Here is a 26,360-nt window from a genome sequence, read left to right on the forward strand (position 1 = left end):
ACATGCGCAGAACAACGCGGAAGGCCGCGGGCATCGTCGCCATGGCATCCGTTCTCGCGCTCGCCCTCGCGGGATGCTCCCGCGGAGGCGGCGGCGACGACGGAGACGGCACGGCCGCGGCATCCAGCCCCGGCATCACCGACACGACGCTCACCCTGGGCATCACGACTCCGCTGAGCGGCGCGACGGCCGGCCCCGGCACCTGCACCGTCGCCGGTATCAAGGCCTACTTCGGTGCGAAGAACGCCGACGGCGGCGTGAAGTTCGGCGACGGCAAGACGCGCAAGGTCGAGATCAAGGCGCTCGACGACGGATACGACCCGCAGAAGGCCAAGGCGAACTACGACCAGCTGAAAGACAGCGTCTTCGCGATGACGGCGGGGCTGGGCACGCCCACCAACCGGGCGTGGCGTGAGGCCGCGATCTCCGACAAGGTCCCGCAGGTGCTGGTCATGACCGGCGACCCGATCTTCAGCAACAAGGACGACAGTCCCTGGCAGCTCGGCTTCGTTCCGACGTACATGAACGAAGGCGAGGCGTTCGGCAAGCTGCTGGCCGACTCCGGTGAAGACCACAAGGTCGTCATCCTGTCGCAGAACGACGACTACGGCGAGGGCTACGTCTCGGGCTTCAAGGACGGCATCAAGGGCGCCTCGAACATCCAGGTCGTCAAGGAGCTGACCTACGAGGCCACCGACACCTCGGTGGACGCGCAGATCACGGAGCTCGCCTCGACGAAGGCCGACGTCATCTTCAACGCCATGTCGATCACGCCGCTGGCGATCGCAGCGCTGCAGAAGGCGCAGCAGCTGAACTGGAAGCCGAGCTGGTTCCTGCCCTCGAACACGTCGAGCCCGGGGGCCATCCTCGGCCCGGGCAAGGCGAGCGCGTTCCCGGGTGTGTACTCCGTGGCGTTCTCGCAGTCGGCGTCGGCTCCCGGCTTCGCGGACAGCGACGAGGGCGCGAAGTTCCTCTCCGAGCTCAAGGAATACGCGGACTACAAGGACACCCCGGCGTTCCCGCACTGCATCTGGAGCTACCAGGTCGGCGCGGTGCTCGACCAGGTGTTCCAGAAGATGACGTCGCCCACGCGTGACGACTTCATGAAGGAGCTGCGCTCGATCTCCGATTACGTCGCCCCGTTCATGCTCGAGGGCACGTCGGTGAACACCACCGAAGACGGCCAGCCGGCCGTCTCGACGGTGGTCGTGCAGAAGTACAACGGCAAGGGCTACGACACGGTCGAGAAGTTCGGCTGATCTCGCGGTTCGAGGGCCCGGCCCGGCGTTGCGCCGGGCCGGGTCCTCTGCGTGTCAGCGGCAGCCACGCGCGTTCCCGCCCCGCCCCGCTCTTCTTCTGGCGAATTCATATGGAACTGTCCCATGCACATCAAACTGGGCGGCGGTTTGGTGTGCGTTCGACGGATTCATATGAATTCGCCGGTAGAGGGCAGGGGGAAGGGGGCGGGCGGTCAGTCCATCGAGCGCAGCAGCTCGGCGATGCCCGACAGGTGCGCGCGCGTCGCCTTCTCTGCGGCCGTGGCATCATGCGCGAGGATGGCGTCGATGATCGCGATGTGCTCGGGGGCGGATGTCGCGGCCCGGCCCGGCACGAACGCCAGGCGGAACTGGTGCCGCGCGGATTGTGCCCGCAGCCGCTCGAGCAGCTGCGTGGCGGTGGCGTGTGCGCTGATCTCGCGCAGCCGGTGGTCGAGCTCCTGGTTGACCCGCGAATACTCCACCAGATCACCCGACGTGGCCGCCGTCTCGATCCGGTCGCGCAGCGTACGCAGTGCCTTCTCGTCGTTCGCGGTCGCGTTCTCGGCGGCCTTGCGGGCGACGAGCGACTCCAGCTCCATGCGCACCTCGACGATCTCGACGGCCTCGTCCACCGTGATCGCCCGCACGCGCGCGCCGCGGTTGGGCAGCCGCTCGACGAGCCCCTCGTTGGTGAGGTTCAGCAACGCCGTGCGCACCGACGCGCGCGAGGCACCATACCGCTCACTGAGATCGGCCTCGATGAGACGTTGGTGGGGGGCGAACTCGGCGCTCTGGATGGCATCACGCAACCGCTGCGTGAGGTCGGGACCGGCCACGTGCTCCGTTGCGATCGTCGTGGACACTCCGCCTCCCTGGTGGGCGCCGCGGTCGCGGCATCCCGTTTCCGGCCTCACCGGCCCTGCTCGAAGGATAGCGCTCGGGGCCTGTTGGCGACGAGATTCACGATGATTTTGTCGGCAGTCTTGCATCCAACCGCGCGGTGAGGCACCCTGAAGGCATCGGTGCCATGATGCACCGCGGCGCACCCCGCCGACCCGAGCGCGGGACGCCCTTGAGTGCGGAGGCGAAGGATGTCTCAGACCACGACGTCCGCCACGGTGCGGACAGGACTCTACATCGGCGGGCAGGAGCGGTTCACCGACGAGGTGCTGCACGTCGCCGATCCCGGTAAGCCGGGCGTCGTCGTCGGCGAAGCCGCCTCGGCCTCGCCCGGCGACATCGCCGACGCCGTGGCCGCGGCCCATGCCGCGTACCCGGCATGGGCGGCGCTCGGCGCGGCCGGACGCGCCGCGGCGATGGCCGAGGCGATGGCGGGCGTGGCCGACGACCGCGATGAGGATGCCGCGATCCTGTCGCAGGAGAACGGCAAGATCCGGCTGGAGGCCTGGGTCGACGCCCTCGTCTTCGAGTTGCGCTGGAACCTCGCACTGCAGGTCGCCGACGAGGTCGAGGCCACCACCACGCTGCCGGCGATCCCGGGCGCGATCCCGGTGAACACCGAGGTGGCGTACCAGCCGCTGGGCGTGGTGTCGATCATCGTGCCGTTCAACTGGCCGATCGCTATCCTGGGCGCCTCACTCCCCTACGCGCTGCTGGCCGGCAACACGGTGATCGTCAAGGCGCCGCCCACGACGCCGCTGGCGATCAGCCGCGTCGTGCAGCGGGTGGCCGAGAAGCTGCCCGCCGGCGTGCTGAACGTCGTCAGCGGCAAGGACGAGAACATGTCGGGCCTCATCCAGAACCAGGACGTCGCCAAGGTCTCATTCACCGGCAGCGTCAACGGCGGCAAGCGCATGATGCAGATGGGGGCGACGACCCTCACCCGCGTCACCCTCGAACTGGGCGGCAACGACCCCGCCGTCTTCCTCGAGGACGCCATCGTCGACGACGAGCACCTCGACCGCCTCTACGCGGCCGTCTTCGACACGACCGGACAGATCTGCATGAACGCCAAGCGGGTGTTCGTGCACCGCTCGCGGCTCGACGAGGTCGTCGCCGGTCTCGCCGCTCGCCTGGAGAAGGCCGTGCTGGGCTACGGGCTCGATGAAGGCACCACAATGGGGCCGCTGAACTCCGCCGCGCAGAAGGCGTTCGTCGACGAGATCATCCAGGAGGCGAAGGATGCCGGTGCCGACGTGCGCGAGTTCGGCACCCTCCCTGGGGGAGAGCTGGCCGACGGAAACTTCGTGCGCCCCGCGCTTGTCGTCGACCCCGACCTGTCGCTGCGGGTGGTGACGCAGGAGCAGTTCGGCCCTGTCATCCCGATCATCCCGTTCGATGACGAAGACGAGGCGGTGCGCCTGGCCAACGACACCTGGGCGGGCCTGTGCGGCTCGGTGTGGACGGCGTCGACCGAGGCCGCCCACCGCGTCGGGTCGCAGCTCGTCTGCGGGTACGTCTGGGTCAACGACCACGGCGCCACCCGGCTGGACCTGCGCGCACCGTTCGGCGGCATGAAGGGATCGGGCTTCGGCCGCGAACAGGGCATCGAGGGCGTGCGCGACTTCCAAGACACGCGCTCGATCGCCTTCCTCGACGCCGACGCCCTCGCCGCCATGGGACACTGAGCCACGGCATCCCCTCTCCCGCCGCTGGTGCGCGCTGTCGCTTCGCGAATCCCGCGCCCCGAGCAGAACGGTGAGAGTGCAACGGGTGGACGAGAGAGCGGCTATTTCCCTATCTCTCGTCCACCAGTGGTTCTCTCACCGAGAAACAGCGCAGGCGTCAACCTAGGTTGACAGACACCGCCCGCGTCAACTACGGTTGACGACATGAGCGACCAGACCCCTACCGCGCTGGGCATCGCCGACGACGGCGAGCCGCTCGCGGCGCTGCGCAAGCTGCAGGCCGCGCGCGCCGAGATAGCGCGCTTCGAAGCCGAGCAGGTGCGGCGCGCCCGCGCACTGGGCTACTCGTGGGTCGCCATCGCCGACGCCCTGGGCGTGACCCGTCAGGCCGTCCATAAGAAATACGGACGAAGATGATAAGCGGCACTCGCCCGCTTCCGTCGCGCCCTCACCCCGAGGAGACACCCCGCATGTCGACATCCGCCCCCGCACGCCGTTCGCCGTTCCGTCGCGGAAAGAACGACGGCCCGCGCGCCAGCCTGCGCCAACTGCTGCCCTATATCTTCGAGCACCGCGGGGTCATCGCCGTCGTGATCATCCTGAGCATCCTGGGCGCTGCTGCCAGCCTCGGCCAGCCGCTGCTGGTGGGCCAGGTGATCACACGCGTGCAGGCGAATGATCCGCTCGGATCCCTCGTGTGGATGCTGGTGGCCCTGGTGGTCGTCTCGTCGATTCTGTCGGGCTACCAGCACTATCTGCTGCAGCGCACCGGCACCGCTGTGGTGTACTCGAGCCGGCGGCGCCTCATCGCCCGCATCCTCCACCTGCCGATCAGCGAGTTCGACGCCCGCCGCACCGGCGACCTCGTCTCGCGCGTGGGCACCGACACGACCCTGCTGTACGCCGTGCTGACCCAGGGACTGGCGGATGCCGTGGGCAACGCCCTCATCTTCGTCGGCGCCATGATCGCCATGGCGATCATCGACCCGCTGCTGCTCGTGCTGATCCTCGTGGTGATCGGCGCCTCGGTCGCCGTCGTCGGCGGCTTGTCGGGCCAGATCCGCAAGCACACCCGCGTGCAGCAGGAGAAGGTGGGCGAGCTCTCGTCGGGCGTCGAACGGGCGGTCGGTTCGATCCGCACGATCCGCGCGTCGGGCGCCGCGGACCGTGAAGAAGAGGCGATCACCGCGGTGGCCTCTCAGACCTACGACGTGGGCGTGCGGGTCGCCAAGGCATCGGCCCTCGTCGTGCCGATCGCCGGCATCGCCCTGCAGGTCTCGCTGCTCGTGGTGCTGGGCGTGGGCGGATTCCGCGTCGCCCACGGCGACATCACGATCGCCTCGCTCGTGACGTTCGTGATGTTCCTGTTCATCCTCATCCAGCCGCTGGGCACGTTCTTCGGTGCGATCATGTCGGTCAACCAGGCGCTGGGTGCCCTCGGACGCATCCAGGAGGTGCTCGACCTCCCCGTCGAGACCGCCGACGACGCCGAGATCGCAGCCCGGGTCGCCTCCTCGGCCGAGCCGGGGAGAAATGCCGAGGAGAGGATGGATGCCGCGGGTTCGCCCCTCGCCTCGGCAGATCCCGCGGCATCCACCCCCGCGATCGAGTTCCGCGACGTGCACTTCGCCTACCCCGCGGCCGTCGTCGAGTCGCGACGCAAGAAGGAGTCGGAAGCGCTCGCGCTGCTCGAGTCCGCCCGCGTCGACACCTCGGGGCTCGACGAAGCCGACGAGACGCCCGACGGCGAGGTGCTGCACGGCGTGTCGTTCGCGGTGCCGCGCGGGTCGCGCGTGGCACTGGTCGGGCCCTCGGGTGCCGGCAAGTCCACGACGCTCGCTCTCATCGAGCGCTTCTACGACCCGACCGGCGGGGCGATCCTGCTGGGCGGACAGGACGTGCGCACGCTCGAGCGCACCGCGCTGCGCGCGCAGCTCGGGTACGTCGAGCAGGATGCCCCCACCCTGGCCGGCTCGATCGCCGACAACCTGCGACTGGCCTCGCCCGAGGCATCCGACGACGACTGCCGCCGCGTGCTCGAGGCGGTCAACCTCGGCGAGGTCCTCGACCGCAGCGCGCTGGGCGTCGACGCGCCGGTCGGCGAGGCCGGCGTCATGCTCTCGGGCGGCGAGCGCCAGCGGCTCGCGATAGCGCGGGCGCTGCTGGCCGCTCCCCCGATCCTGCTGCTCGACGAGTCCACCTCGTCGCTCGACGGTCTGAACGAGCAGCGCATGCGCGAGGCCATCGATGCCGTCGCGACCGGGCGCACCCTCGTCGTGATCGCGCACCGGCTGTCGACCGTCGTCGATTCCGATCACATCGTGGTCATGGACCACGGCCGCGTCGTCGGCCAGGGCACGCACTCCGAACTCGTGGAATCGACGCCGCTGTACCGCGATCTGGCCAAGCATCAGCTGCTGGTGTGAGGCGCGTGCGGGAGGGAGGGATGCCGCGGCCACCGCGTTATGGAAAAACCTTGTGAAAACTTCGGGACGCTCCTAATCTGAAGGCGTGACCCCCACCCGACCGGAACCCGAACCGGCCACCGGGACGCGCGAATCCACGCCCCGCGAGACCGCCATCACCCCCGACGCGCTGCAGAACTTCCGGCAGCGCCTGAAGCAGCCCGAAGAGACCATCGACCCGCACACCTGGGCGGGTTCGATCCCCGATGCGCGCGGCACCGCCCCGCATGTGCGCGTCGGGCGCGACAAGTGGTTCAACCTGATGTGGCTCCTCCCCCTCGGGTTCGTCGTCCTGGTGGCGGCCGTCGCCGTCGCGCAGGGCCTGCGCGAGCTGCCGTCCGTACAGGACTTCCTGCACCGGTACCCCGGAGCCGTCATGCTCCCCGATGCACAGGAACACGCCGGCTTTCCGGCGTGGCTGGGCTGGCAGCACTTCTTGAACGCATTCCTGATGATCTTCATCATCCGCTCGGGCGTGCAGATCCTCACCGATCATCCCCGCCTGTACTGGACGCGGCACTCCACCCCGGGCAAGGAGTGGTTCCGGTTTCAGAAGCCGGTGCCCGACGACCCGCTCTGGACGGCCAAACAGGACTCCGTGAACGTACCGAGCTGGATAGGCCTGCCGGGCCTGCGTCATTCGATCGGGCTCGCGCGCTGGTGGCACCTCGGCGTCGACACTCTCTGGCTGCTCAACGGCATCGTTTTCGTCGTGCTGCTGTTCGTGTCGGGGCAGTGGGTGCGCATCGTCCCGACCAGCTGGGACGTGATTCCCAACGCGATCTCGGTCGCCATCCAGTACGCCTCACTGGACTGGCCGCTCGAGCAGGGCTGGGTCGTCTACAACAGCCTGCAGCTGATCGCGTACTTCATCACGGTGTTCATCGCCGCTCCGCTCGCGCTGATCACGGGCCTGGGCATGTCGCCCGCGCTGTCGACGCGCCTGCGGTGGATCAGCTCCCGGTTCAGCATCCAGGCCGCCCGCTCCCTGCACTTCCTCGTGCTGTGCTGGTTCCTCGTGTTCATCTTCTTGCATGTCACACTCGTGTTCACGACCGGAGCGCTGCGCAACCTCAACCACATGTATGCGGGCCGCAACGACGACAGCTGGGTCGGATTCTCGGTGTTCGCGGCATCCCTCGTCGTCATGATCGTCGCGTGGGTCGGCGCCTCGCCGCTGACATTGCGCAAGCCGCGGCTGATCCAGCGCGTGGGCTTCGCGCTGATCGGGCCCGCGCAGCGCTTGTTCGAGCACGTCGATGCGCGGCCGGGCCAGTACACCGAGAAGGACATCTCGCCGTACATGTGGCACAACGGCAAGTACCCCGAGACCGACGAGTACCGAGAACTGTTCGAGAACAACTTCCGCGACTACCGGCTGCACGTCGGCGGCCTCGTCGACCACCCCGTCGAGCTGAGCCTGGACGAGGTGCGGGCTCTCCCCCACCACGAGCAGATCACCCAGCACTTCTGCATTCAGGGCTGGTCGGGCGTCGCGAAGTGGGGTGGGGTGTCGATGTCGACGATCCTGGATGTCGTCAAGCCGCGCCCCGAGGCCAAGTGGGTGGTGTTCTACTCACTCGGCGACGGTCCCGACGGAGGGTCGTACTACGACGCGCACCCCATCGAGCAGATGAGCTACCCGCTGACGATGCTCGCGTACGACATGAACGACGAGCCGCTCTCGTACGGGCACGGGGCGCCTCTGCGTCTGCGCAATGAGGTGCAGCTGGGATTCAAGCTCGTCAAGTGGATCCGCGGCATCGAGTTCGTCGCCGACTTCGCCGACATCGGAGGTGGACACGGCGGTTACAACGAGGACCACGAGTTCTTCGGCTACCGCCAGTCGATCTGACGGGGGTCGGGATGCCGCAGCATCCACTCCCGGCCTTCACCGAAGCGGCCGTCGCCCGGCGCGACCGGGGCTCGGGCGCCGACCAGGCGTCGTTCAGGCCGACCAGGCCTCGAGCCGGGCGTCGTTCCGGGCGTCGACCCAGCATCGACCTGTGGCATCCCGCACGCCTGCTTCGCCGAGAACACGCTCGTGCACGCGCCTGCGCACAAAAAGCGTGCACAAGCGTGTTCTCGCGTGCCGGAGGGGCGCCCCTGGTCTCGGAAGACCTCGGCCTCCGCAAACGACGACGCAAAGACGCCGTCGCTTCGCCGAGAACACGCTCGTGCACGCGCCTGCGCACAAAAGGCGTGCACAAGCGTGTTCTCGCGTGCCGGAGGGGGTGCCCCTGGTCTGGGAAGACCTCGGCCTCCGCGAACGATGGCGCGAAGAAACGGGATGCCACAGCCCCCCGCTGCGGCATCCCAGATCTGTCGATCAGTCCTGCGCGGCCTGCTTGAGGCGGTAGCGCAGCGCCGACAGCTCGGCCTGCAGCGGCGCGGGAACGCGGCTGCCGAAAGTGGCGTAGAACTCTTCCGTGAGGTCGGCCTCCTGCGCCCAGGTGGCGGGGTCGACCGCGAACAGCTCGGCGAGATCGTCCTCGGTCACGTCCAGGCCATCGAGGTCGAGGTCTTCGATACGCGGCAGCCGGCCGATCGGGCTCTCGACGGCGGGGACGGCCCCGTCGACGCGGCGGGCGATCCACTCGATCACGCGCGAGTTGTCGCCGAAGCCCGGCCAGAGGAAGCGGCCGTCCGCCCCCTTGCGGAACCAGTTGACCTGGAAGATGCGCGGTGCCTTGTCGAAGCGCATCTTCTGCCCGACCTTCAGCCAGTGGCCGAAGTAGTCGGCCATGTTGTATCCGCAGAACGGCAGCATCGCGAACGGATCGCGGCGCAGCTCTCCGACGGTGCCTTCGGCCGCGGCGGTACGCTCGCTCGAGATGTTCGAGCCGAGGAAGACGCCGTGCGTCCAGTCGGTGGCCTCGACCACGAGCGGCACGTTGGTCGCGCGGCGCCCGCCGAAGAGAATGGCGTCCAGTGGCACCGCCTCTTCCCAGTCGTCCGCTATCTGCGGGCACTGCGCGGCGCTGACCGTGAAGCGCGAGTTCGGGTGCGCCGCCGGGCGTCCCGACCGCGGCGTCCACGGGTTGCCCTCCCAGTCGGTGAGGCCCTCGGGGATCTCGTCGGTCAGTCCCTCCCACCACACGTCGCCGTCCGGGCGCAGTGCGACGTTCGTGAAGATCGTGTTGCCCCACAGCGTCTCGACGGCGGTGACGTTGGTCGACTCGCCGGTGCCGGGTGCGACGCCGAAGAAGCCCGCCTCGGGGTTGATGGCCCACAGGCGCCCGTCGTCGCCGGGACGGAGCCAGGCGATGTCGTCACCGAGGGTCTCGACCCGCCAGCCGGGGATCGTCGGGCGCAGCATCGCCAGGTTCGTCTTACCGCAGGCCGACGGGAACGCCGCTGCCAGGTGGTATTTCTTGCCCTCGGGCGAGATCACGCGGATGAGCAGCATGTGCTCGGCCAGCCAGCCCTCGTCACGGCCGATGACCGACGCGATTCGCAGGGCGAAGCACTTCTTCGCGAGGATCGCGTTGCCGCCGTAGCCCGAGCCGTACGAGTACACCTCGAGCGTGTCGGGAAAGTGCACGATGTACTTCTCGTCGCTGCACGGCCAGGTGACGTCCTGCTCGCCCGGCGCCAGCGGCGCGCCGACCGAGTGCACGGTCTTGACCCACGGCGCACCCTCGGCGATCAGCCGGGTGACGCTCTCCCCCACCCGGGTCATGATGCCGATGGATGCCACGGCGTAGGCGCCGTCGGTCACCTGCACGCCGATGTGCGAAAGGGGCCCGCCGACGGCTCCCATCGAGAACGGGATGACGTACATCGTGCGACCGCGCATCGAACCCTCGAACACACCGTTGAGCGTGGCGTGCATCTCGTCGGGGTCGGCCCAGTTGTTCGTGGGGCCCGCGTCGATCTCCTTCGCCGAGCAGATGAACGTGCGCGCTTCGGTGCGTGCGACGTCCTTCGGGTCGGAGCGGGCCAGGTACGAACCGGGGCGCCACTCGGGATTGAGCTTGATGAGTTTGCCCTCGTCGACCATCTCGCGCAGGATCGCGTCATTCTCAGCGCGCGAGCCGTCGATCCAGTGGATGCGGTCGGGCTGCGTCAGGGCGGCGATCTCGTCGACCCATTCCGCCAGCGCCTGCATGCCGGGGCCCTCGACGTCGGGGCGTGCGCCGAACTCGCGCAGTCCGCGCAGCGGACGGACGCCGACCGGCGTCGTACGGGTGAAGGATTCGGCAAGTGCCATGGCTGCTCCCATTCGGTCTTGTCGCGGGCCGGCGGTGTCGCCGCCGCGATCAGATCGTCTCTGTCATCCACTCTCACAAGACTCCGGGCACTCTTTCCGTGAAAGCAGCTGCAAAGAATCATGTTTCTTTCGGTATCATCAAGGAATGGCTTCGACCGTCGAACTCGCGACCCTGGGTCACCGCATCCGTCACCATCGCCTCAGCACCGGGCTCACGCTCGATGAGCTGGGCGCTCGGGTGGGGGTGGCCGGCAGCCACCTCAGCCTCATCGAGAACGGCAAGCGCGAGCCGAAGCTGTCGCTGCTGCAGCAGATCGCGAAGGTGACGGGCACCGACGTCACCGACCTGCTCTCCACCGAGCCGCCGAATCGTCGCGCGGCGCTGGAGATCGAGCTCGACCGCGCGCAGTCGACGACGGTGTTCCGGCGACTCGGGATCCCCCCGGTCAAGCCGAGCAAGGGCGTCAGCGACGAGACGCTCGAGTCGATCCTCGGGCTGCACCGCGAGCTGCAGCGGCGCGAGAACGAGGCCATCGCGACCCCCGAAGAGGCCCGACGCGCCAACACCGAGCTGCGGCTGCGAATGCGCGCGCGCAACAATTACCTGCCCGATATCGAGAAGCTCGCCGAGAAGCAGCTGAAGGCCGCCGGCCACAGCACGGGCGCCCTCACCCACCGCACCGTGAGCATCATGGCCGAGCAGCTGGGCTTCGAGCTCATCTACGTCAATGACCTGCCGCACTCGGCGCGCTCGGTGACCGACCTTGAGAACGGGCGGATCTATCTGCCCCCGGCATCCATCCCCGGCGGCCACGGGCTGCGCTCGATGGCGCTGCAGGCGATGGCGCACCGGCTGCTCGGGCATCAGCCGCCCACCGACTACGCCGACTTCCTGCGACAGCGGCTGGAGATCAACTACTACGCCGCCTGCGCGCTCATGCCCGAGACCGCCGCAGTCGCCTTCCTGCAGCAGGCGAAGAAGGACCGCAATCTCGCGGTCGAGGATTTTCGGGATGCGTTCGGGGTCACGCATGAAGCCGCCGGCATGCGCATGACGAACCTGGTCACACAGCACCTCGGCATTCCCCTGCACTTCCTGCGCGTGGACAGCGCGGGGGCCATCTCACGGGTGTACGAGAACGACGATCTGCCGCTGCCGTCGGACGTCACCGGGGCTGTGGAAGGTCAGGTCGTGTGCCGCAAGTTCTCGGCGCGGTCGGCATTCGCCGAGCAGAACCGCACCACCGAGCACTACCAGTACACCGACACCCCCGCCGGCACGTTCTGGTGCGCGACGCAGACCGGGGCGACCGCCGACGGCGAGTTCTCGATCACGGTGGGCGTGCCGTTCGATGACGCGAAATGGTTCCGCGGACGCGAGACCCCGCAGCGCGCGACCTCGACGTGCCCCGACGAATCCTGCTGCCACCGGCCCGACCTCGCGCTCACGGAGCGGTGGGAGGGCAAGGCCTGGCCGAGCGCCCGCGTGCACATGCAGATGTTCTCGCCGCTGCCCCGCGGCGCGTTCCCCGGCGTGGACGACGGCGAGGTGTACACCTTCCTCGACCGGCACGCCGGTGAGTAGCGGGCCGCTCACCCCGCGATGAACCGCGAGTAACGGCCGAGGGCTTCGGCGAGGGTGGATGCCGCGGGCCCGCGCCCATCGAACAGCTCGGCGACGGGCGCGTCGCGGTGGCGACCGACGGCGCGTGAGTGCTTCCACGTGCCCACGACCTCGCCGTCGGCCAGGATCACCGGGCGCACCATGCCGTTGCCGCCCGCCATGACCACGCGCAGCACGTCATCCTGGCCCGCGGCTGACCGGTCGGCGTACGAGATCACGTACTCCTCATATGTGGGCAGTGCGAACACGGACGAGGTGCCCGGTGACGGTCGCGGCTGTTCGGTGGCCGTGTACAGCCCTTCCTCGATCTCGCGCACGCGCGGGTCCGCGTGCGAGGCGGCCTGGCGCGCAACGGTCACCGGCAGGCCCGACCACCATGCGAAGTCGGCGGCGCGGGCGGGACCGTGTCCGATGATGTAGCGGGCGAACAGCTCGGCGACGGGGTCGGCGGGGGCTGCGGCATCCCCCACCCACTCCTCCATCAGCACGAGGTACTGCTCGCGCGTGACGCCCGCGGTGCGGTGCACGACCGGCCCCTGCACGATCGCTCCACGCACCGACAGCGCGAAGAGCACCTGCAGTCCGCGTCCGCCGCCAGGGTCGATGCCGCCGGCGGCGAGGACATCGAACGCCTCCGCGCGGGTGAGGCGCCCGCCACCGGCGAGCGCGGCTCGCAGCAGAGTTTCGGCGCGGTCGATCTCGGCATCGTCGAGGCCGATCGCGCGACGCACCGAGGCGGCCTGACGCCATTGCCGCTCGCCCGTCGCCGCGAGCACCCAGCGCAGATCAGCGGCGGGGATCAGGTGCAGCGTGCCCCGCATGGTCCACGAGCGCACGAGCGAGCCGTCGTCGAAAACGGCGTCGACGTCACGCACCGTGGGGTCGCGCCGGGTGCGGGATGCCAGGGCCCAGCGCCCGCCCCAGAAGTCCTGTGCCTGCACAGCCAGCATGTGGGCCGCGGCATCCGCCACCGACGCCGCCGGCGCAGTCAGGCGATGCGAACGGAGTCGATGGGAACGCAGCCGCTGCAGATCCATGGCTTCATCTTGGCCGTGGGGTCAGACATCCGCGAGGGCGCCGCCTGACTGCGCCACTCAGCACGGCAGGAGAGGATGGAGGCATGCCGCACACCTTCACCGCCCGCGCCGTGCTCCTTGACATGGACGGCACGCTCGTCGACTCGACTGCCGTGGTCGAGCGGCTCTGGCTCGAGTGGGCGGCCGACCACGGGCTCGACGACGATCGCGTCCTCAGCGTCATCCACGGACGTCAGGGTCACGAGAGCATGGCGATCCTGCTGCCCGACCGCGACCCGGCCATCAACCGCGCCGAGAATGCGCAGATGCTCTCCGCCGAGGGCGTCGACACCGACGGCGTCGTCGCTGTGCCCGGGGCATCCGCTCTCCTCGAGGCACTGCGCGGCACGCCGCACGCGCTGGTGACGTCAGCGGACGAGAGGCTGGCGACGGCGCGAATGGATGCCGCAGCGCTGCGCGTTCCCGACGTGCGCGTGACCGCAGAGCACGTGACGCGCAGCAAGCCCGACCCCGAGGGCTTCCTGCGCGGAGCACAGCTTCTGGGCGTGGCGCCGCGCGACTGCCTCGCGTTCGAGGATTCGCAGGCGGGCATCGCCGCGGCCCTCGCGGCCGGCACCACCGTCATCGGCGTCGGCGAGCGCGCAGCAGGCCATGGCGCAGCCGCAGTCGTCGGCGACCTCTCCGGGGTGAGCGCCCGCGCCGTCGACGGCGGCATCGAGGTCTCCGTGGGCTGAGCGCGGCACGCGGCCGCGCGGCGCGGTTTCGTGCATTCTGTGCGCAGCGCCGGCCCCGTCGCATCCAGCCTCGGGTGCGACAATTGCCATCGGCGCACCCGATCGCCGCTGATCGGTCTGCGTCGACGCGCCCGCGACGAAGCAGGAGAGACGGATGGCACGCAGCAGTATTCGCCTGTCGACGAACATCCTCCGCACCCAGATCGCGGTGCTGCTCGGCGCGCTGCTGGTCGCGTTCGGCCTGTCGCTGTGGCAGTCGCACGAGCTTCTTGTGCACCAGTTCGAGGAGCGGGCACTGGCCATAGCGAACACGGTGACCGTGGCCCCGGGTATCGCCGACGCGGTCGTGGCCGGCGATCCCAGCGGTTTCGTCCAGGAGCGGGCCGAGGCCATCCGCCACTCGACGGGGGCGTTGTTCGTCGTCGTCACCGACGACCACGGCATCAGGCTCTCGCATCCGGTGCCCGAGCGCATCGGCGAGCACGTGTCGACCGACCCGAGCGAAGCGCTCGCCGGCAAGACCGTCGTCAACATGGAGCACGGGACGCTGGGTCTGTCGGCCCGCGCCAAGGTGCCGCTGCGCACCGACGGCGGCCGGATCGTGGGCGAGGTCTCGGTCGGCATCGATGCGGAGGAGATCGCCGCGAGCCTGGGGCGGCTGCTGCCGTCGATAGCCCTGTACTCGGGCATCGCGCTGACGGTGGGGGTCGTCGGTTCGCTGTTTCTGGCCCGACGCCTGAAGCGGCAGACCTTCGGTCTCGAGCTGAACGAGATCGCGACTCTGCTGCAGGAGCGCGAGGCCATGCTGCACGGCGTCGCGGAGGGCGTCATCGGCATCGGTCCGTCCGGCCGGATCGCCCTCATCAATGACGAGGCGCGCCGGTTGCTCGGGCTCGACGACGCCGCTGTGGGCGTGCAGGTGGACCGCACGACCCCGCCCGGGCGCATCCGCGATGTTCTCACCGGAACGGTGGCCGGCAGCGACCTCGTGGTGCTCACCGACGAGCACTGCCTCGTGATGAACCGCATGCCGGTGTCGATGCAGGGGCGCGACCTCGGCCACATCGTGACGATCTCGGATCGCACCGAGCAGGAGGGGCTGCTGCGCGAGCTCGACAGCGTGCGCGGACTCACCGACGCGCTCCGCGCCCAGCAGCACGAGTTCGCGAACCGCGTGCATGCCCTCTCCGGCATGCTCGAGCTCGGGCGCTTCGACGAGGCCGTGGACTACGTCGCGGAGCTGTCGGCCACGGCGACCGATCTGGCGACCCGGCTGCAGCGGCAGATAGCAAGCCCTCAGCTCGTGGGCCTCCTGGTGGCCAAGTCCGTCGTCGCCGCCGAGCGCGGCGTCGCGCTCGTGCTGACCGACGAGTCGGACCTGGCCGAAGGCGAGGCCGACGCCCGGGCGCTGTTGACCGTGCTGGGCAACCTGGTCGATAACGCCATCGACGCCGCAGTGGTGGGCCCCGGGCCGCATCGCGTGGAGGTCGACGTGCGCTGCGTCGGCGACAGCGTGCGGGTGCGCGTGCGCGACAGCGGACCGGGCGTCGACCCGGAGATCGCCGAGGCCGTCTTCGAGGACGGCTTCACGACGAAGCCCGACGACGGCGTCCGTCGCCGTGGGCTCGGACTCGCCCTCGTGCACCGGGTCGTCGCCCAGCACGCCGGACGCATCGAGGTCTCGCCCGGTCCGGGCGCGGTGTTCACCGTCACGCTGCCGCGGCACGCCGCCGGCACGCCGGTGGCGACGGAGATGACGGCATGACCGTCACGCCCATCCGCACGCTGATCGTCGACGACGACTTCCGCGTGGCCGAGATCCACGCGGGTTTCGTCTGGAAGGTCCCCGGGTTCGAGGTCGTCGGCATCGCCCACTCGGCCGCCGACGCGCTCGATCATGTGGGCACCGATCAGCCGGATCTGGTCCTCCTCGACCTGTACCTGCCCGACGCCTCGGGACTCGAGCTCATGCGCCGGCTGGCCGAAGCGCCCTCCCCACCCGGGGTGATCGTCATCTCGGCGGCCCGCGATCTCGCCCACGTCCGCGCGGCCATCGCACAAGGGGTGGTGCACTACCTGGTCAAGCCCTTCCGCTTCGCCGCGTTCTCCGAGCGCCTCATCGCCTTCCGTGATCTGCATCAGCGTCTCGACGACCTCGACTCGCGTCGGGCAGAGGCCGACCAGCACGAGGTCGACGGCCTCTTCCAGCTCATGCGCACCGGCACCATCGCCACCCCGCCGAAAGGGCTCTCCGCCGAGACGATGCGCGCGGTGCGCGACCTGCTGCGTACGACGGCCACCGACGTCTCGGCGTCCGACGTCGCGCAGGCGCTCGGCATGAGCCGCCCGACCGCGCAACGGTACCTGTCCGCGCTCGCCCAGCAGGGCGCCATCGAGATGCGGCTGCGGTACGGCACCACCGGGCGCCCCGAGCACCGCTACCGCATCGCGACGGCCTGAGCGCCGCGCGTACGCTCACCAGGCCGCGTCGACCCCGCATTCGGCGGCCAGGTCGCGCAGGTCCGCGACCGTCTTCTCCGGAAGATGGATGCCGCGGCCCTCGGCGCGATGTCGGTTCTCCAGCTCGCCCGGGTAGAGGATCTCCCCCGCGTCGGGCGCCCGGCGCACGCCCTTGACCTGGGCCATGAGCGCATCCATCTTCCGGTCGAACTCGGCGGCCGGCTGGAACGCCGCGATGTCGATGGCGATCGCCACATGGCCCGCTCCGCTGTGCGCGTCGGGCTGCCAGGGTCCACCCACATCGAGTCCGAACGACGACCCGGTGAGCACTCCCGAGAACACGTCCATCATGAAGGAGATGGCATATCCCTTGTGACCGCCCATCGGCAGGACCACCCCACCGTCCAGCGCCGCCGCCGGATCCGTGGTCGGCCGCCCCTGGGCGTCCAGCGCCCAGCCGTCGGGAAGCTCCTCACCCTTCTCGGCGGCGGCATAGATCTTGCCCCGGGCGACCCCGGTGTTCGCGATGTCGAGCACCGCGGCATCCCCCCGCCCGTCCGGCGCCGCAAACGACCACGGGTTCGCGCCGACCGCCTTGTCGAGGCCGCCCCACGGTGCCATCGCCGGCGAACCGTTGGTCGTCAGGATCGCCGCGCACCCCGCCGCGACGGCCCGGCGGGTGAAGTACGCCGCCGTGCCGAAGTGGTTCGAGTTGCGCACGCCCACCGCGCCGATGCCGTGCTCCTTCGCCCGGGCCACCGCGAGGTCCATCGCCCGCGCGGTCACCACCTGGCCGACACCCGCGTTGCCGTCGACGCTGACCAGTGCGCCCCGGTCGCTGAGCACGGTGAGATGCGTGACAGGCTGGATGCGGCCGGTGCGCAGCCGTGCCGCGTACCAGGGAAGCCGCAACAGCCCGTGCGAGGGATGCCCCCACTCCTCGGCGACGACGAGCGAGTCGGCGACGAGGTCTGCGTCGGCGTCAGGCACGCCCAGGGTGACCAGGACCCGGGCTGCGAAGGAACGCAGCTCGGCGGGCGGGACGACGGTGTCGGTGTGCATGGCGATTCTCCTCAGAAGCCCTTGATGACCAGACGATCGTGTGCGACCTCGGGGTCGTCCACAATGAGATCGCGAACCAGCTCTCGCCACCGCGAATATGCGGCGCTGCCCCGGAATCGGTCGAGGTGGTCGGCGACACTGTCCCATTCGATGCACAACAGGTATACCGACGGTTCTTCGAGGAGGCGACGCAGCTCGAACGAACGGCAGCCGGCGGCCTGCTGAAACAGGCCCGCCGCCTCGGTGGCCGCGGACTCGAAGGCGGCTTCGGCTCCCGGCCGCACCCGCACACGCGCCGTCTCGCGGCAGGCCCGTTCTTCGTCGGCCGCGCCGGCTTCGCCGTCGACGCGGCGCACCTCGCCGGTCGCATCGACGCGGCGGGTGGCGTCGACCGACGCATAGGTCCAGAAGATGGCCATGGGTTCGCTCGGCGAGGCGTTCTCGAAGTGGTGGGCGATGTTCGCCGGGACGAAGGTGGTGTCATGTCGGCCGAGTCGCGTGCGCACGCCGTCGATGTCGACGATCGCGCTGCCCTCGATGATCATGACGCTCTCCACGCAGTTGTGACTGTGGTGGGCGATCGAGGCACCGGGCGCGAACTCGGTGACGCCGTTGAGGAACGACGTCGCCCCGGTCTCGCGCGTGACCAGCGGAATCGTGCGGGCTCCCCCGCCGCGGTCGATGGCGGGCAGCGTGTCGGGCGTGAGAATGCGCGGCGTCCAGACGCTCATGAGGGCTCCTTGTCGGTGACGGTGCCGGCGGCCGGGTCGGAGGGCACCCCGAGCCCTGCGGCGGCGGCGATCAGCAGCATGACGCTGCTGGCCCCGAGCACCCCGGCGGCGCCGGCTGCCGCGGCGAGCAGGCCGAGGGAGGCCGGCAGCACGGTCTGGCCGAGGCGGTTGGCGGCCAGCCGCATCGACATCGCGAGGGCCCGGGTGCCGGTGGGGGCGATGAGTGAGATCCACGACATCGTGATGGGCTGGCAGATGCCGATCACGAAACCGTAGCCGCAGGCGAAGGCGATCAGCACGCCGGCGGGCAGGTCGAAGACGAACGCACCGAGCATGAGAGCTGATCCGAGGATGCTGCCGACCAGCAGCCACCGCCGGCCGAACGTGCGGGAGAGCGGCCCGAGGAACAGCCGGGAGAACATCGAGAAGCCGGACCGGGCGATCAGCATCAGGCTGATCACCGCCGCGGGCAGACCCCGGTCTTGGCCGACGAGCGGCGCGTAGGCGATGAAGATGTCGACCGACGCCAGTACGAGGCTTCCCGCGATCAGAGCGTTCGGCAGTCCCGCGGTCGACAGCACCCCGCGGGCCGCGCGCAGCATCCCCTGCCGGTCCGGCGACACGGCGCGCGCAGGGCTGCGGATCAGCACCGAGACGATGAGCATCAGCGCCGCGCAGCCCAGACTCACCGCGAAGATCAGCCCGACCGGCGGCATCTGGGGCGTTCCGCCCGGGAGCACGAGCAGCGCGGGGCCTACGGTCTGGCCGAAGGCGACCGCGAACCCATAGATGCCGAACGTCGTGTCGGACCGCCCGGCCGTGGAGATCGCGCCGACGTACGACTGCTCGCCGAGCACCGTGAACATCTGGCCGCAACCGAGCAGCACCGAGGCGGCGATGAGCAGAGCGAGAGAGCCGTGGCCGGCGACGGCCACCCCCGCGGCGGCCGCCACGGTGACCGCCCCGATCACCATGCCGCGTCGCTCGCCGATGAGGTCGACCACGCGCCCGGCAGGCAGGGCGAGAAACAGCGCCGGCAGCGCGTAGAACGCCGACAGCACACCGAGCGCGGCCGGCGACGCTCCCAGGCCCAGCGCCGCATACGAGAGCGACGGCCGCATGCCGAAGATGATGATCTGCATGAGAGCGGCGTGGATGAGCAGCAGTACCAGCCCACGCCGCCCGGGAGCCATCAGCGAGGCTCCGCAGCGATGCCCGCACGCGCGCGCTGGTGCCGCAGCACGAAGCTCATGACGCCGCCGTGCTGGAACAGCTCGCGTTCCCGCGGTGTGTCCAGCCGCACGTCGACGTCGAAGACGCGATCGTCCGCACGGATCGTGACCCGCTCGGCGCCGGGATCGGCCAGTCCGAGCACATCGATCGTCTCGGTGCCCGACAGGCCGAGCGACTCGGCGCTGTCTCCGGGCGCGAACTGCAGCGGCAACACCCCCATCCCGATGAGGTTCGCCCGGTGGATGCGCTCGAACGACTCGGCGAGCACGACGCGCACCCCCAGCAGCGCGGGGGCTTTCGCGGCCCAGTCGCGCGACGATCCGGTGCCGTACTCCTTGCCGCCGATGACGACGAGCGGCACTCCGGCCGCCCGGTACTCCTGCGCGGCGTCGAAGATCGTCTGCTGCACGCCCCCGGCCAGGAAGTTGCGCGTGTATCCGCCTTCGACTCCCGGCAACAGCCGATTGCGCAGTCGCACGTTCGCGAAGCAGCCGCGCATCATCACCTCGTGGTTGCCTCGACGCGACGCGTAGGTGTTCAGAGCCGCGGGTGCGACGCCGCGCTCGGCGAGGTACCGTCCGGCCACGGACGCTGCGGGGATGGCCCCGGCCGGCGAGATGTGGTCGGTGGTGATCGAGTCGCCCAGCAGCGCCAGCACGCGCGCCCCCTGGATGTCGCCGGGCGCCCCGGCTTCCGCGCTCATTCCCTCGAAGAAGGGGGGATGCCGGATGTAGGTGCTCTCGGGATCCCAGTCGAACACCGCCCCGGTGGGCGCGTCCAGATTCTGCCAGCGGTCGTCGCCGGCGAACACGTCGCGGTACGCCGCGGCGAACATCTCCGGGCTCAGCGTCTGCTCGACGATCGCGGCGATCTCTTCCTGGCCCGGCCACAGATCGGCCATGCGCACCGGCCGGCCCGCGGCATCCACCCCCAGCGGCTCGGTGGCGAGGTCGATGTCCATCGTGCCGGCGAGCGCGTACGCGATGACCAGAGGCGGCGAGGCGAGATAGTTCATCCGCACGTCGGGGTTGATCCGGCCGTCGAAGTTGCGGTTGCCCGACAGCACCGCAGCCACCGCGATGCCCTCGGTGCGCACGGCGTCCTGCACAGCGGGGATGAGCGGGCCGGATGCTCCGATGCACGTCATGCAGCCGTACCCGGCGGTGGTGAATCCCAGTGCGTCCAGCGGCGCCGACAGCCCCGCCCGGTCGAGGTAGTCGGTGACCACGAGCGACCCCGGCGAGAGCGTCGTCTTCACCCACGGCTTGCTGCGCAAGCCTGCCGCCACGGCGTTGCGCGCGAACAGCCCGGCGGCGATCATCACCGCGGGATTCGAGGTGTTCGTGCACGAGGTGATCGCTGCTATCGCCACGGCGCCGTGGCCCAGGTCGACGGGGCCCTCGGGCAGCGCGACGGTGAAGCGCTGCGCCGGATCGGTCGGGCCGTCGGGAATGGCCGGCAGCAGGTCGGGCAGCGTGCGGCGGTGCGAGGCGCGCGCATCGGTGAGCGGCACCCGGTCCTGCGGGCGGCGCGGCCCCGCGAGCGAGGCCACGACGGTGCCCAGGTCGAGCTCGATGACCTCCGTATAGGCGGCCTCGTGCTCGGGACGGTGCCAGAGGCCCTGCCTCTTGGCGTATGCCTCGACGAGCGCGACGCGCTCGGGCGGGCGCCCGGTGAACCGCAGATAGCGGATCGTCTCGTCGTCGATCGGAAAGTAGATGCACGTCGCGCCCGACTCGGGGCTCATGTTCGCGATCGTGGCACGATCGGCCAGCGAGAGATGCGACACGCCCTCCCCGAAGAACTCCACGAACGAGCCGACCACCCCGTGCGCCCGCAGCATCTGGGTGACCGTCAGCACGAGGTCGGTGGCGGTCGTGGCGGGCGGCAGCGCACCTGTCAGGCGGAAGCCGACGACCCGGGGCACCAGCATCCCGAACGTCTCCCCCAGCATGACCGCCTCGGCGTCGATGCCGCCGATGCCCCAGCCGAGCACCCCGAGCCCGTTGACCATCGTCGTGTGCGAGTCGGTTCCCAGACACACATCGGGGAACGCCCAGCCGTCGCGGACCTCGACGACCCGCGCGAGGCGCTCCAGGTTGACCTGGTGCATGATGCCCGAGCCCGGCGGCACCACCTCGAAGCCGTCGAGCGCGCGCTGCCCCCATTTCAAGAAGCGGTAGCGCTCGGCGTTGCGCTCGTACTCCCGTGCGACGTTGCGCTCGCGCGCGTCGGCCGTGCCGAAGAAGTCGGCGATCACCGAGTGGTCGACGACGAGCTCGGCCGGGATCGACGGATTGACCGTGGTGGGGTCGCCGCCCAGCGCCTCCATCGCGTCGCGCATCGCGGCGAGGTCGACGAGCGCAGGCACGCCGTTCGTGTCGTGCAGGAACGCCCGCGACGGGGTCAGCTCCATCGCCGTGCGATACGAGGCTGCCGACCCCCACCCGACCAGGGCCTCGACCTGCCGCGCGGTGACCCGATGCCCGTCCTGATTGCGCAGGACGTTCTCCAGCAGGATGCGGATCGAGTACGGCAGATGCTCGGGGGCGACGCCGTCCAGCGGCGTGATCCAATATTCACCGAACGGGGTGGCCAGGCTCTCCTCGCGCGCGTCAGCCATCGTGCATCTCCTCATCGAACGCCGGCACGGCATAGGTGTTGCGCCGCCCGTCGGGCACGACACAGCGCTCGCACAGTGTCGTCCACGCGGGGTACTGCGCGGCGCCGCGGTGGCCGGTGAAGAAGGCGTCCTCGTTCGTGTACAGCTCGTACAGCACGAACCGGTTCGGCTCGTCACGCTCGCGCAGCACGTCGAACCGCAGGCAGCCGGGCTCGGCCCTGGTCGCGGCCGCGTTCGCGCGCAGCCCGACCTCGAACTCGGCGAGCGCCTCGGGGCGGACGTCGATCGTCACCAGCACCGCGAACACTCCGCTCACCGCGCGGTGTCGGGGGCGAGCGAGGCCGTCTCGATGGTGGATGCCACGGCCGCCGCGAAGCCGCTCGTCGACGCCGTGCCGCCCAGGTCGCCCGTGGCCACTCCACCTTCGACCGTGTCGTTCACGGCCTGGTCGATGATCCGGGCGGCGCGGACCAGGCGCTCATCGTCATGGCGGGCGCCCAGCCACTCGAGCATCATCGCGGCCGACAGGATCATCGCGATCGGGTTGGCGATGTCGCGTCCCGCGATGTCGGGGGCCGAACCGTGCGCGGCCTGCGCCATCGCCTGGGTGAGCGAGCTGTTCACCGACGGCGCGATGCCCAGCGACCCGGCGAGCTCGCCGGACAGGTCGGAGAGGATGTCGCCGAACATGTTCTCCGTGACGATGACGTCGAAGTCGGGAGCCCGGCGCACGAGGTGCACGGTCATCGCGTCGATGTGGAAGTCGTCGAGCTGCACCTCGGGGTACTGCGCGCCGATCTCACGGCACACGTCGCGGAACAGCCCGGTGGTCACCGACAGCACGTTCGCCTTGTGCACGATCGTCACGTGCTTGCGCCGCTGCATGGCCAGCTCGAACGCCGCCTTCGCTATCTTCTCGGTGGCCGCGCGGGTGATGATGCCGTGCGCGATGGCCACGTCGGGCGTCGGCATGAATTCGCCGGTGCCCATGTAGGTGTTGCGGTCGGCGTAGAAGCCCTCGGTGTTCTCGCGGACGATCACCAGATCGGTGCCCGGCACCAGCGACGGGGAGCCGGCGAACGACTTGACCGGCCGGATGTTCGCGAACAGTCCGGCGTGCTTGCGGATGGTGCCGCTGGGGTTCAGCTTCGACTTGTGCGGCTCGGGGTACGAGACGCTGTCGTGCGGCCCGAGCATCCATGCCTCCAGCCCGTCGAGGGCGGCCAGGGTCTCGTCGGGCACCGCCGCCCCGTGCGTGTCGATGGCGCTGCGACCGAGGGGAAGCTCGACCCAGTCGATCGGCGCGAGTCCGACGGCGCGGGCTGCGGCATCCACGCACTGCACGGCGGCGGGGACGATCTCGGGCCCGATGCCGTCTCCGGCGAGGAGGCCGATACGGTACGTGTCTTGCGTTGTCATGCTGTCACCTTCATCAGATCGAGGGCTTCGGTTCCGGGCCCGGACTCGCCCGGGAAGACGTGCGCGTCGTCGGGACCGAACACCAGGCGCACCGCGCCGGTGAGCGAGCCGTCGGGCGAGACGACCTGCACCGCGACGTCGCCGAGGCGCAGGATGTATTCGTAGCGTGAGCCGACATAGGCCGTGGTGACGACCTCGGTCTCGAGCACGTTGAGGTCGCGACTGCCGGGCTCATCGGCCACGATCGACAGACGCTCGGGCCGCACGGCCACGGTGACCGGGGAGCCTGGCAGCCAGTCGGTGTCGGTCGCGACCGTGACGATGGTGCCCGTGGCCTGCAGGCGCACCTGCACGTGATCGGTCAGCATCTGCTCGACGGTGCCGAGCATGAAGTTGCAGCTGCCGACGAAGGCCGCCACCGCCGCCGTCGCCGGGCGCTCGTAGATCTCCTTCGGCGAGCCGATCTGCGTCATCACGCCGTCGAACATGACCGCGATCCGGTCGCTCAGGGTCAGCGCCTCGTCTTGGTCGTGCGTGACGTACAGGGTCGTGATCCCGAGGTCGGACTGCAGACGCTTGAGCCAGGCCCGTGCCTGCTCGCGCAGCTTGGCGTCGAGGTTGGAGAGCGGCTCGTCCAGCAGCAGCACCGTCGGCGAGTACACGAGGGCACGTGCCAGCGCCACACGCTGCTGCTGCCCGCCCGACAGCTGGTGCGGATACCTGTTCTCCAGGTGGGCGAGTCCGACCTTGTCGAGTGCCTCGTGGATGCGCCGGTCGCGATCGGCGCGATCGGCATGCCGGATGTTCAAGGGGAACGCGAGGTTCTTCTTGATGGTCATGTGCGGCCACAGCGCGTACGACTGGAACACCATGCCGAGGTTGCGCTCCTCGGTGGGCACATAGATGCGCTTCGAGCGGTCCACGAGCGCGCGGTCGCCGATCGCGATGGCGCCCTCGGTGGGGTCCTCGAGACCTGCGATGCAGTTGAGGGTGGTCGACTTGCCGCAGCCGCTGGGGCCGAGGAGCGTGAAGAACTCGCCGTCCTTCACGTCGAAGTCGATGTCGTGCAGGACCGAGACGTCTCCGAACGTCTTGGCCATATGGGAGACGCGGATTTCAGGCATCCTTCTTCTCTTTCATGAGGAGGTTGGCGAGACCGACGACGACGGCGGTGATCGCGATCTGAATGGTGGCGAGGGCGGCGACCGAGCCGGTGTTGCCCTGCACCCAGAGCTCGAGCATCGTGGTGCCGATCACGTTCGAGTCGGCGGACGACAGGAACAGTGCGGCCGAGTACTCCTTGAGCATCGTGACGAAGACGAGCAGCATCGCTCCGGCGAACGCCGGCACGAGCAGCTTGCGCAGGATGCGCACGAACACGCCGACCCAATCGGCGCCGACCACCCGGCCGGCATTGTCGAGCTCGGTGGCGATCTGCATGAGCGCGGGCGAGATCGATCCGAACGCGGTGGGCAGCGCGCGCAGCCCGAAGGCGATCATGATGGCCACGAGCGTGCCCTGGATGACGTTGCCGCCCGGCAGGATCGCGAACGCCCAGAAGAAGCCGATGCCGACGATGATGCCGGGAATCGCCTGCGGGGCGAGGGCCAGATACTCCACGGCCCGTGCGAAGCGGAACGTCGATCTCTTGGCCACCACGACCGCGATCATCGCCAGCGCGCTGACCACCACGGCGCCCACGACCGCGACGATCACGCTGTTCCAGATCGACTGGATGTACGACTGGTACGTGAACACCGTCTCGTAGTTCTGCAGGGTCAGCGTCTTGAACGGGCTCTGCAGCGGCGTGAAGATCAGGGTGAACGAGCGCAGCACCAGGCCGAGGATCGGCAGAGCCGCCCCGAAGACGACGTAGATGACGATCAGTGCCGTCGCCAGCCACTTCAGCCACCCCAGGTCGAGCTTGCGCGGGCGCGTCGCCTTGCCGCGCACCGAGACGAACCGTTGCGAGTTCTTCAGTACCTTCGCCTGTACGGCGACGGTCGCGATCGTGACGCACAGGATGATGGTCGACGCGGATGCCAGGACCCCGTAGTCCGGGTGGATGGACTGCAGTCCGTGCGTGTACAGGAACGTCGAGAAGACCTCGATGCGCACCGGGGTTCCGTACAGCAGCGGAACGCTCAGCGTCTCGATCGACATGCTGAAGATCAGCACCGACGCGTAGACGATCGGCGGACGCAGCAGTGGCACGATGATGCGGAACAGGATGCGCAGCGGTCCCGACCCGCACACCTGCGCGGCGCTCTCCAGCGACGCGTCGGACTGGCGAAGCGCGTTGGCGCAGAACACGTAGGCGATCGGCGCGAGTCCGACGGCTTCGGTGAGCGCCATCCCCGGGATCGAGTACAGGTTCCACGGTACGAAGCCGATCCAGCGTTGCACCTCGACGCTGACGAAGCCGGCAGGACCGTACAGTGCGATCCAGCCGAAGCCGAGCAGCAGCGACGAGACGAAGAACGGCCACTGCATGGACCCGGCCAGCAGACGTCCGAACGGCAGCTTGGTGCGTACGACGAGCACCGCCATGGGGATGGCGAACAGCAGCGTGAGGAAGGTCGTCAGCACCGCGAAGATCGCCGTGTTGAGGATCACCTGCCCGAAGCCGGCTTCGGTGAACAGCTTCACGTACGCGTCGACCGTGAACGCTCCCGTGGAGTCGTACAGCGGCTTGCTGCGCACGGACTGGTACAGGATGGGGGCGATCGGGGCCACCACGAACAGCGCGACGATGACGAGCACCGCGTACTGCACGAGGCGGTCCCGCCCGACGCCGAAGACCCGAGGGTACTTCGGCGCCGGGTAGCCCTGCGTCCCGTCTGACGCCGCCGTGTCGCGGGCGCTTGTCAGAGTTGTCATGACGTCAGTTCCGTTTCGGGATGTCGGTGACC

At 69.5% G+C, this 26,360-nt stretch carries 20 protein-coding genes; 9 read left to right on the plus strand and 11 right to left on the minus strand.

Features of this window, described 5'->3' with window-relative positions:
• The first annotated feature begins 2 nt into the window (after positions 1-2).
• Positions 3-1,259, plus strand: coding sequence for an ABC transporter substrate-binding protein (locus tag PU630_RS12200; RefSeq protein WP_275277333.1), 1,257 nt, complete (start codon positions 3-5; stop codon positions 1,257-1,259).
• A gap of 212 nt (positions 1,260-1,471) precedes the next feature.
• Here PU630_RS12200 and PU630_RS12205 read toward each other — a convergent pair whose 3' ends face one another.
• Positions 1,472-2,122 carry a GntR family transcriptional regulator gene (locus tag PU630_RS12205; protein WP_275277334.1) on the minus strand — a complete coding sequence of 217 codons (651 nt, stop codon included), beginning with the start codon at positions 2,120-2,122 and terminating at the stop codon, positions 1,472-1,474.
• Positions 2,123-2,350: 228 nt separating this feature from the next.
• On the opposite strand from PU630_RS12205, the gene PU630_RS12210 reads away from it, so the two are divergent.
• The 4 genes from PU630_RS12210 (at position 2,351) to PU630_RS12225 (ending at position 8,167) form a co-directional block, all read left to right on the plus strand.
• Entirely contained in the window at positions 2,351-3,847 is a 1,497-nt protein-coding gene (locus PU630_RS12210; protein ID WP_275277335.1) for an aldehyde dehydrogenase family protein, read from the plus strand.
• A 204-nt stretch (positions 3,848-4,051) separates the two neighbouring features.
• Positions 4,052-4,264 (plus strand): AsnC family protein, encoded by a 213-nt coding sequence (locus PU630_RS12215; RefSeq protein WP_275277336.1) that lies wholly within the window; start codon positions 4,052-4,054, stop codon positions 4,262-4,264.
• Positions 4,265-4,317: 53 nt separating this feature from the next.
• The gene (locus tag PU630_RS12220) at positions 4,318-6,273 is read left to right on the plus strand and encodes an ABC transporter ATP-binding protein (protein ID WP_275277337.1); all 1,956 of its coding nucleotides are present in this window, start codon (positions 4,318-4,320) and stop codon (positions 6,271-6,273) included.
• An 85-nt stretch (positions 6,274-6,358) separates the two neighbouring features.
• A complete protein-coding gene (locus PU630_RS12225; protein WP_275277338.1) occupies positions 6,359-8,167 on the plus strand; it encodes a molybdopterin-dependent oxidoreductase in 1,809 nt (602 codons plus the stop codon).
• 474 nt (positions 8,168-8,641) lie between these two features.
• Here PU630_RS12225 and PU630_RS12230 read toward each other — a convergent pair whose 3' ends face one another.
• Positions 8,642-10,525, minus strand: a complete 1,884-nt coding sequence (locus tag PU630_RS12230) for a phosphoenolpyruvate carboxykinase (GTP) (RefSeq protein ID WP_275277339.1) — start codon at positions 10,523-10,525, stop codon at positions 8,642-8,644.
• A gap of 145 nt (positions 10,526-10,670) precedes the next feature.
• Between PU630_RS12230 and PU630_RS12235 the strand changes: the two genes are divergently transcribed.
• On the plus strand, positions 10,671-12,110 hold the full coding sequence (locus tag PU630_RS12235; protein WP_275277340.1) for an XRE family transcriptional regulator: 1,440 nt from the start codon (positions 10,671-10,673) through the stop codon (positions 12,108-12,110).
• Positions 12,111-12,118: 8 nt separating this feature from the next.
• Here PU630_RS12235 and PU630_RS12240 read toward each other — a convergent pair whose 3' ends face one another.
• Positions 12,119-13,186, minus strand: coding sequence for a winged helix DNA-binding domain-containing protein (locus tag PU630_RS12240; RefSeq protein WP_275277341.1), 1,068 nt, complete (start codon positions 13,184-13,186; stop codon positions 12,119-12,121).
• Positions 13,187-13,269: 83 nt separating this feature from the next.
• Here PU630_RS12240 and PU630_RS12245 point away from each other — a divergent pair, with 83 nt between their 5' ends.
• From PU630_RS12245 to PU630_RS12255, 3 genes are all read left to right on the plus strand, one after another.
• Entirely contained in the window at positions 13,270-13,920 is a 651-nt protein-coding gene (locus PU630_RS12245; RefSeq protein WP_275277342.1) for an HAD-IA family hydrolase, read from the plus strand.
• A 154-nt stretch (positions 13,921-14,074) separates the two neighbouring features.
• On the plus strand, positions 14,075-15,685 hold the full coding sequence (locus tag PU630_RS12250) for an ATP-binding protein (protein ID WP_275277343.1): 1,611 nt from the start codon (positions 14,075-14,077) through the stop codon (positions 15,683-15,685).
• On the plus strand, positions 15,682-16,380 hold the full coding sequence (locus PU630_RS12255) for a response regulator (protein WP_275277344.1): 699 nt from the start codon (positions 15,682-15,684) through the stop codon (positions 16,378-16,380). The genes PU630_RS12250 and PU630_RS12255 overlap by 4 nt, the downstream gene beginning before the upstream one ends.
• A 15-nt stretch (positions 16,381-16,395) precedes the next feature.
• Here PU630_RS12255 and PU630_RS12260 read toward each other — a convergent pair whose 3' ends face one another.
• Genes PU630_RS12260 through PU630_RS12295 form a run of 8 tightly spaced genes read right to left on the minus strand, consistent with a single transcriptional unit; the run spans position 16,396 to position 26,328 of the window.
• The gene (locus tag PU630_RS12260) at positions 16,396-17,442 is read right to left on the minus strand and encodes an Ldh family oxidoreductase (RefSeq protein ID WP_275277345.1); all 1,047 of its coding nucleotides are present in this window, start codon (positions 17,440-17,442) and stop codon (positions 16,396-16,398) included.
• Positions 17,443-17,453: 11 nt separating this feature from the next.
• On the minus strand, positions 17,454-18,173 hold the full coding sequence (locus PU630_RS12265) for an antibiotic biosynthesis monooxygenase (RefSeq protein ID WP_275277346.1): 720 nt from the start codon (positions 18,171-18,173) through the stop codon (positions 17,454-17,456).
• Positions 18,170-19,366 (minus strand): MFS transporter, encoded by a 1,197-nt coding sequence (locus tag PU630_RS12270; RefSeq protein WP_275277347.1) that lies wholly within the window; start codon positions 19,364-19,366, stop codon positions 18,170-18,172. Before PU630_RS12270 ends, PU630_RS12265 begins: the two co-directional genes overlap by 4 nt.
• Positions 19,366-22,029: an aconitate hydratase AcnA gene (gene acnA, locus PU630_RS12275; protein WP_275277348.1), complete on the minus strand. Its 2,664-nt coding sequence runs from the start codon at positions 22,027-22,029 to the stop codon at positions 19,366-19,368. The genes PU630_RS12270 and acnA overlap by 1 nt, the downstream gene beginning before the upstream one ends.
• Positions 22,022-22,345 carry a putative quinol monooxygenase gene (locus PU630_RS12280; protein WP_275277349.1) on the minus strand — a complete coding sequence of 108 codons (324 nt, stop codon included), beginning with the start codon at positions 22,343-22,345 and terminating at the stop codon, positions 22,022-22,024. The genes acnA and PU630_RS12280 overlap by 8 nt, the downstream gene beginning before the upstream one ends.
• Positions 22,342-23,448, minus strand: coding sequence for an isocitrate/isopropylmalate dehydrogenase family protein (locus PU630_RS12285; protein WP_275277350.1), 1,107 nt, complete (start codon positions 23,446-23,448; stop codon positions 22,342-22,344). Before PU630_RS12285 ends, PU630_RS12280 begins: the two co-directional genes overlap by 4 nt.
• Complete coding sequence (locus PU630_RS12290; protein WP_275277351.1) at positions 23,445-24,572, minus strand: ABC transporter ATP-binding protein; 1,128 nt, start codon at positions 24,570-24,572, stop codon at positions 23,445-23,447. Before PU630_RS12290 ends, PU630_RS12285 begins: the two co-directional genes overlap by 4 nt.
• Complete coding sequence (locus PU630_RS12295; RefSeq protein WP_275277352.1) at positions 24,565-26,328, minus strand: ABC transporter permease; 1,764 nt, start codon at positions 26,326-26,328, stop codon at positions 24,565-24,567. The genes PU630_RS12290 and PU630_RS12295 overlap by 8 nt, the downstream gene beginning before the upstream one ends.
• Positions 26,329-26,360: the final 32 nt, after the last annotated feature.

This window comes from Microbacterium horticulturae (genome assembly GCF_029094505.1).
Taxonomy (GTDB): domain Bacteria; phylum Actinomycetota; class Actinomycetes; order Actinomycetales; family Microbacteriaceae; genus Microbacterium; species Microbacterium horticulturae.

Excerpts from the sequence above, each read along its gene's own strand:
- PU630_RS12255 (WP_275277344.1), top strand. The coding sequence starts at position 15,682 with ATGACCGTCACGCCCATCCGCACGCTGATCGTCGACGACGACTTCCGC.
- PU630_RS12295 (WP_275277352.1), bottom strand. The coding sequence starts at position 26,328 with ATGACAACTCTGACAAGCGCCCGCGACACGGCGGCGTCAGACGGGACG.
- PU630_RS12200 (WP_275277333.1), top strand. The coding sequence starts at position 3 with ATGCGCAGAACAACGCGGAAGGCCGCGGGCATCGTCGCCATGGCATCC.
- PU630_RS12235 (WP_275277340.1), top strand. The coding sequence starts at position 10,671 with ATGGCTTCGACCGTCGAACTCGCGACCCTGGGTCACCGCATCCGTCAC.
- PU630_RS12250 (WP_275277343.1), top strand. The coding sequence starts at position 14,075 with ATGGCACGCAGCAGTATTCGCCTGTCGACGAACATCCTCCGCACCCAG.
- PU630_RS12245 (WP_275277342.1), top strand. The coding sequence starts at position 13,270 with ATGCCGCACACCTTCACCGCCCGCGCCGTGCTCCTTGACATGGACGGC.
- PU630_RS12260 (WP_275277345.1), bottom strand. The coding sequence starts at position 17,442 with ATGCACACCGACACCGTCGTCCCGCCCGCCGAGCTGCGTTCCTTCGCA.
- acnA (WP_275277348.1), bottom strand. The coding sequence starts at position 22,029 with ATGGCTGACGCGCGCGAGGAGAGCCTGGCCACCCCGTTCGGTGAATAT.
- PU630_RS12285 (WP_275277350.1), bottom strand. The coding sequence starts at position 23,448 with ATGACAACGCAAGACACGTACCGTATCGGCCTCCTCGCCGGAGACGGC.
- PU630_RS12265 (WP_275277346.1), bottom strand. The coding sequence starts at position 18,173 with ATGAGCGTCTGGACGCCGCGCATTCTCACGCCCGACACGCTGCCCGCC.
- PU630_RS12270 (WP_275277347.1), bottom strand. The coding sequence starts at position 19,366 with ATGGCTCCCGGGCGGCGTGGGCTGGTACTGCTGCTCATCCACGCCGCT.
- PU630_RS12240 (WP_275277341.1), bottom strand. The coding sequence starts at position 13,186 with ATGGATCTGCAGCGGCTGCGTTCCCATCGACTCCGTTCGCATCGCCTG.
- PU630_RS12220 (WP_275277337.1), top strand. The coding sequence starts at position 4,318 with ATGTCGACATCCGCCCCCGCACGCCGTTCGCCGTTCCGTCGCGGAAAG.
- PU630_RS12290 (WP_275277351.1), bottom strand. The coding sequence starts at position 24,572 with ATGCCTGAAATCCGCGTCTCCCATATGGCCAAGACGTTCGGAGACGTC.
- PU630_RS12210 (WP_275277335.1), top strand. The coding sequence starts at position 2,351 with ATGTCTCAGACCACGACGTCCGCCACGGTGCGGACAGGACTCTACATC.
- PU630_RS12230 (WP_275277339.1), bottom strand. The coding sequence starts at position 10,525 with ATGGCACTTGCCGAATCCTTCACCCGTACGACGCCGGTCGGCGTCCGT.
- PU630_RS12215 (WP_275277336.1), top strand. The coding sequence starts at position 4,052 with ATGAGCGACCAGACCCCTACCGCGCTGGGCATCGCCGACGACGGCGAG.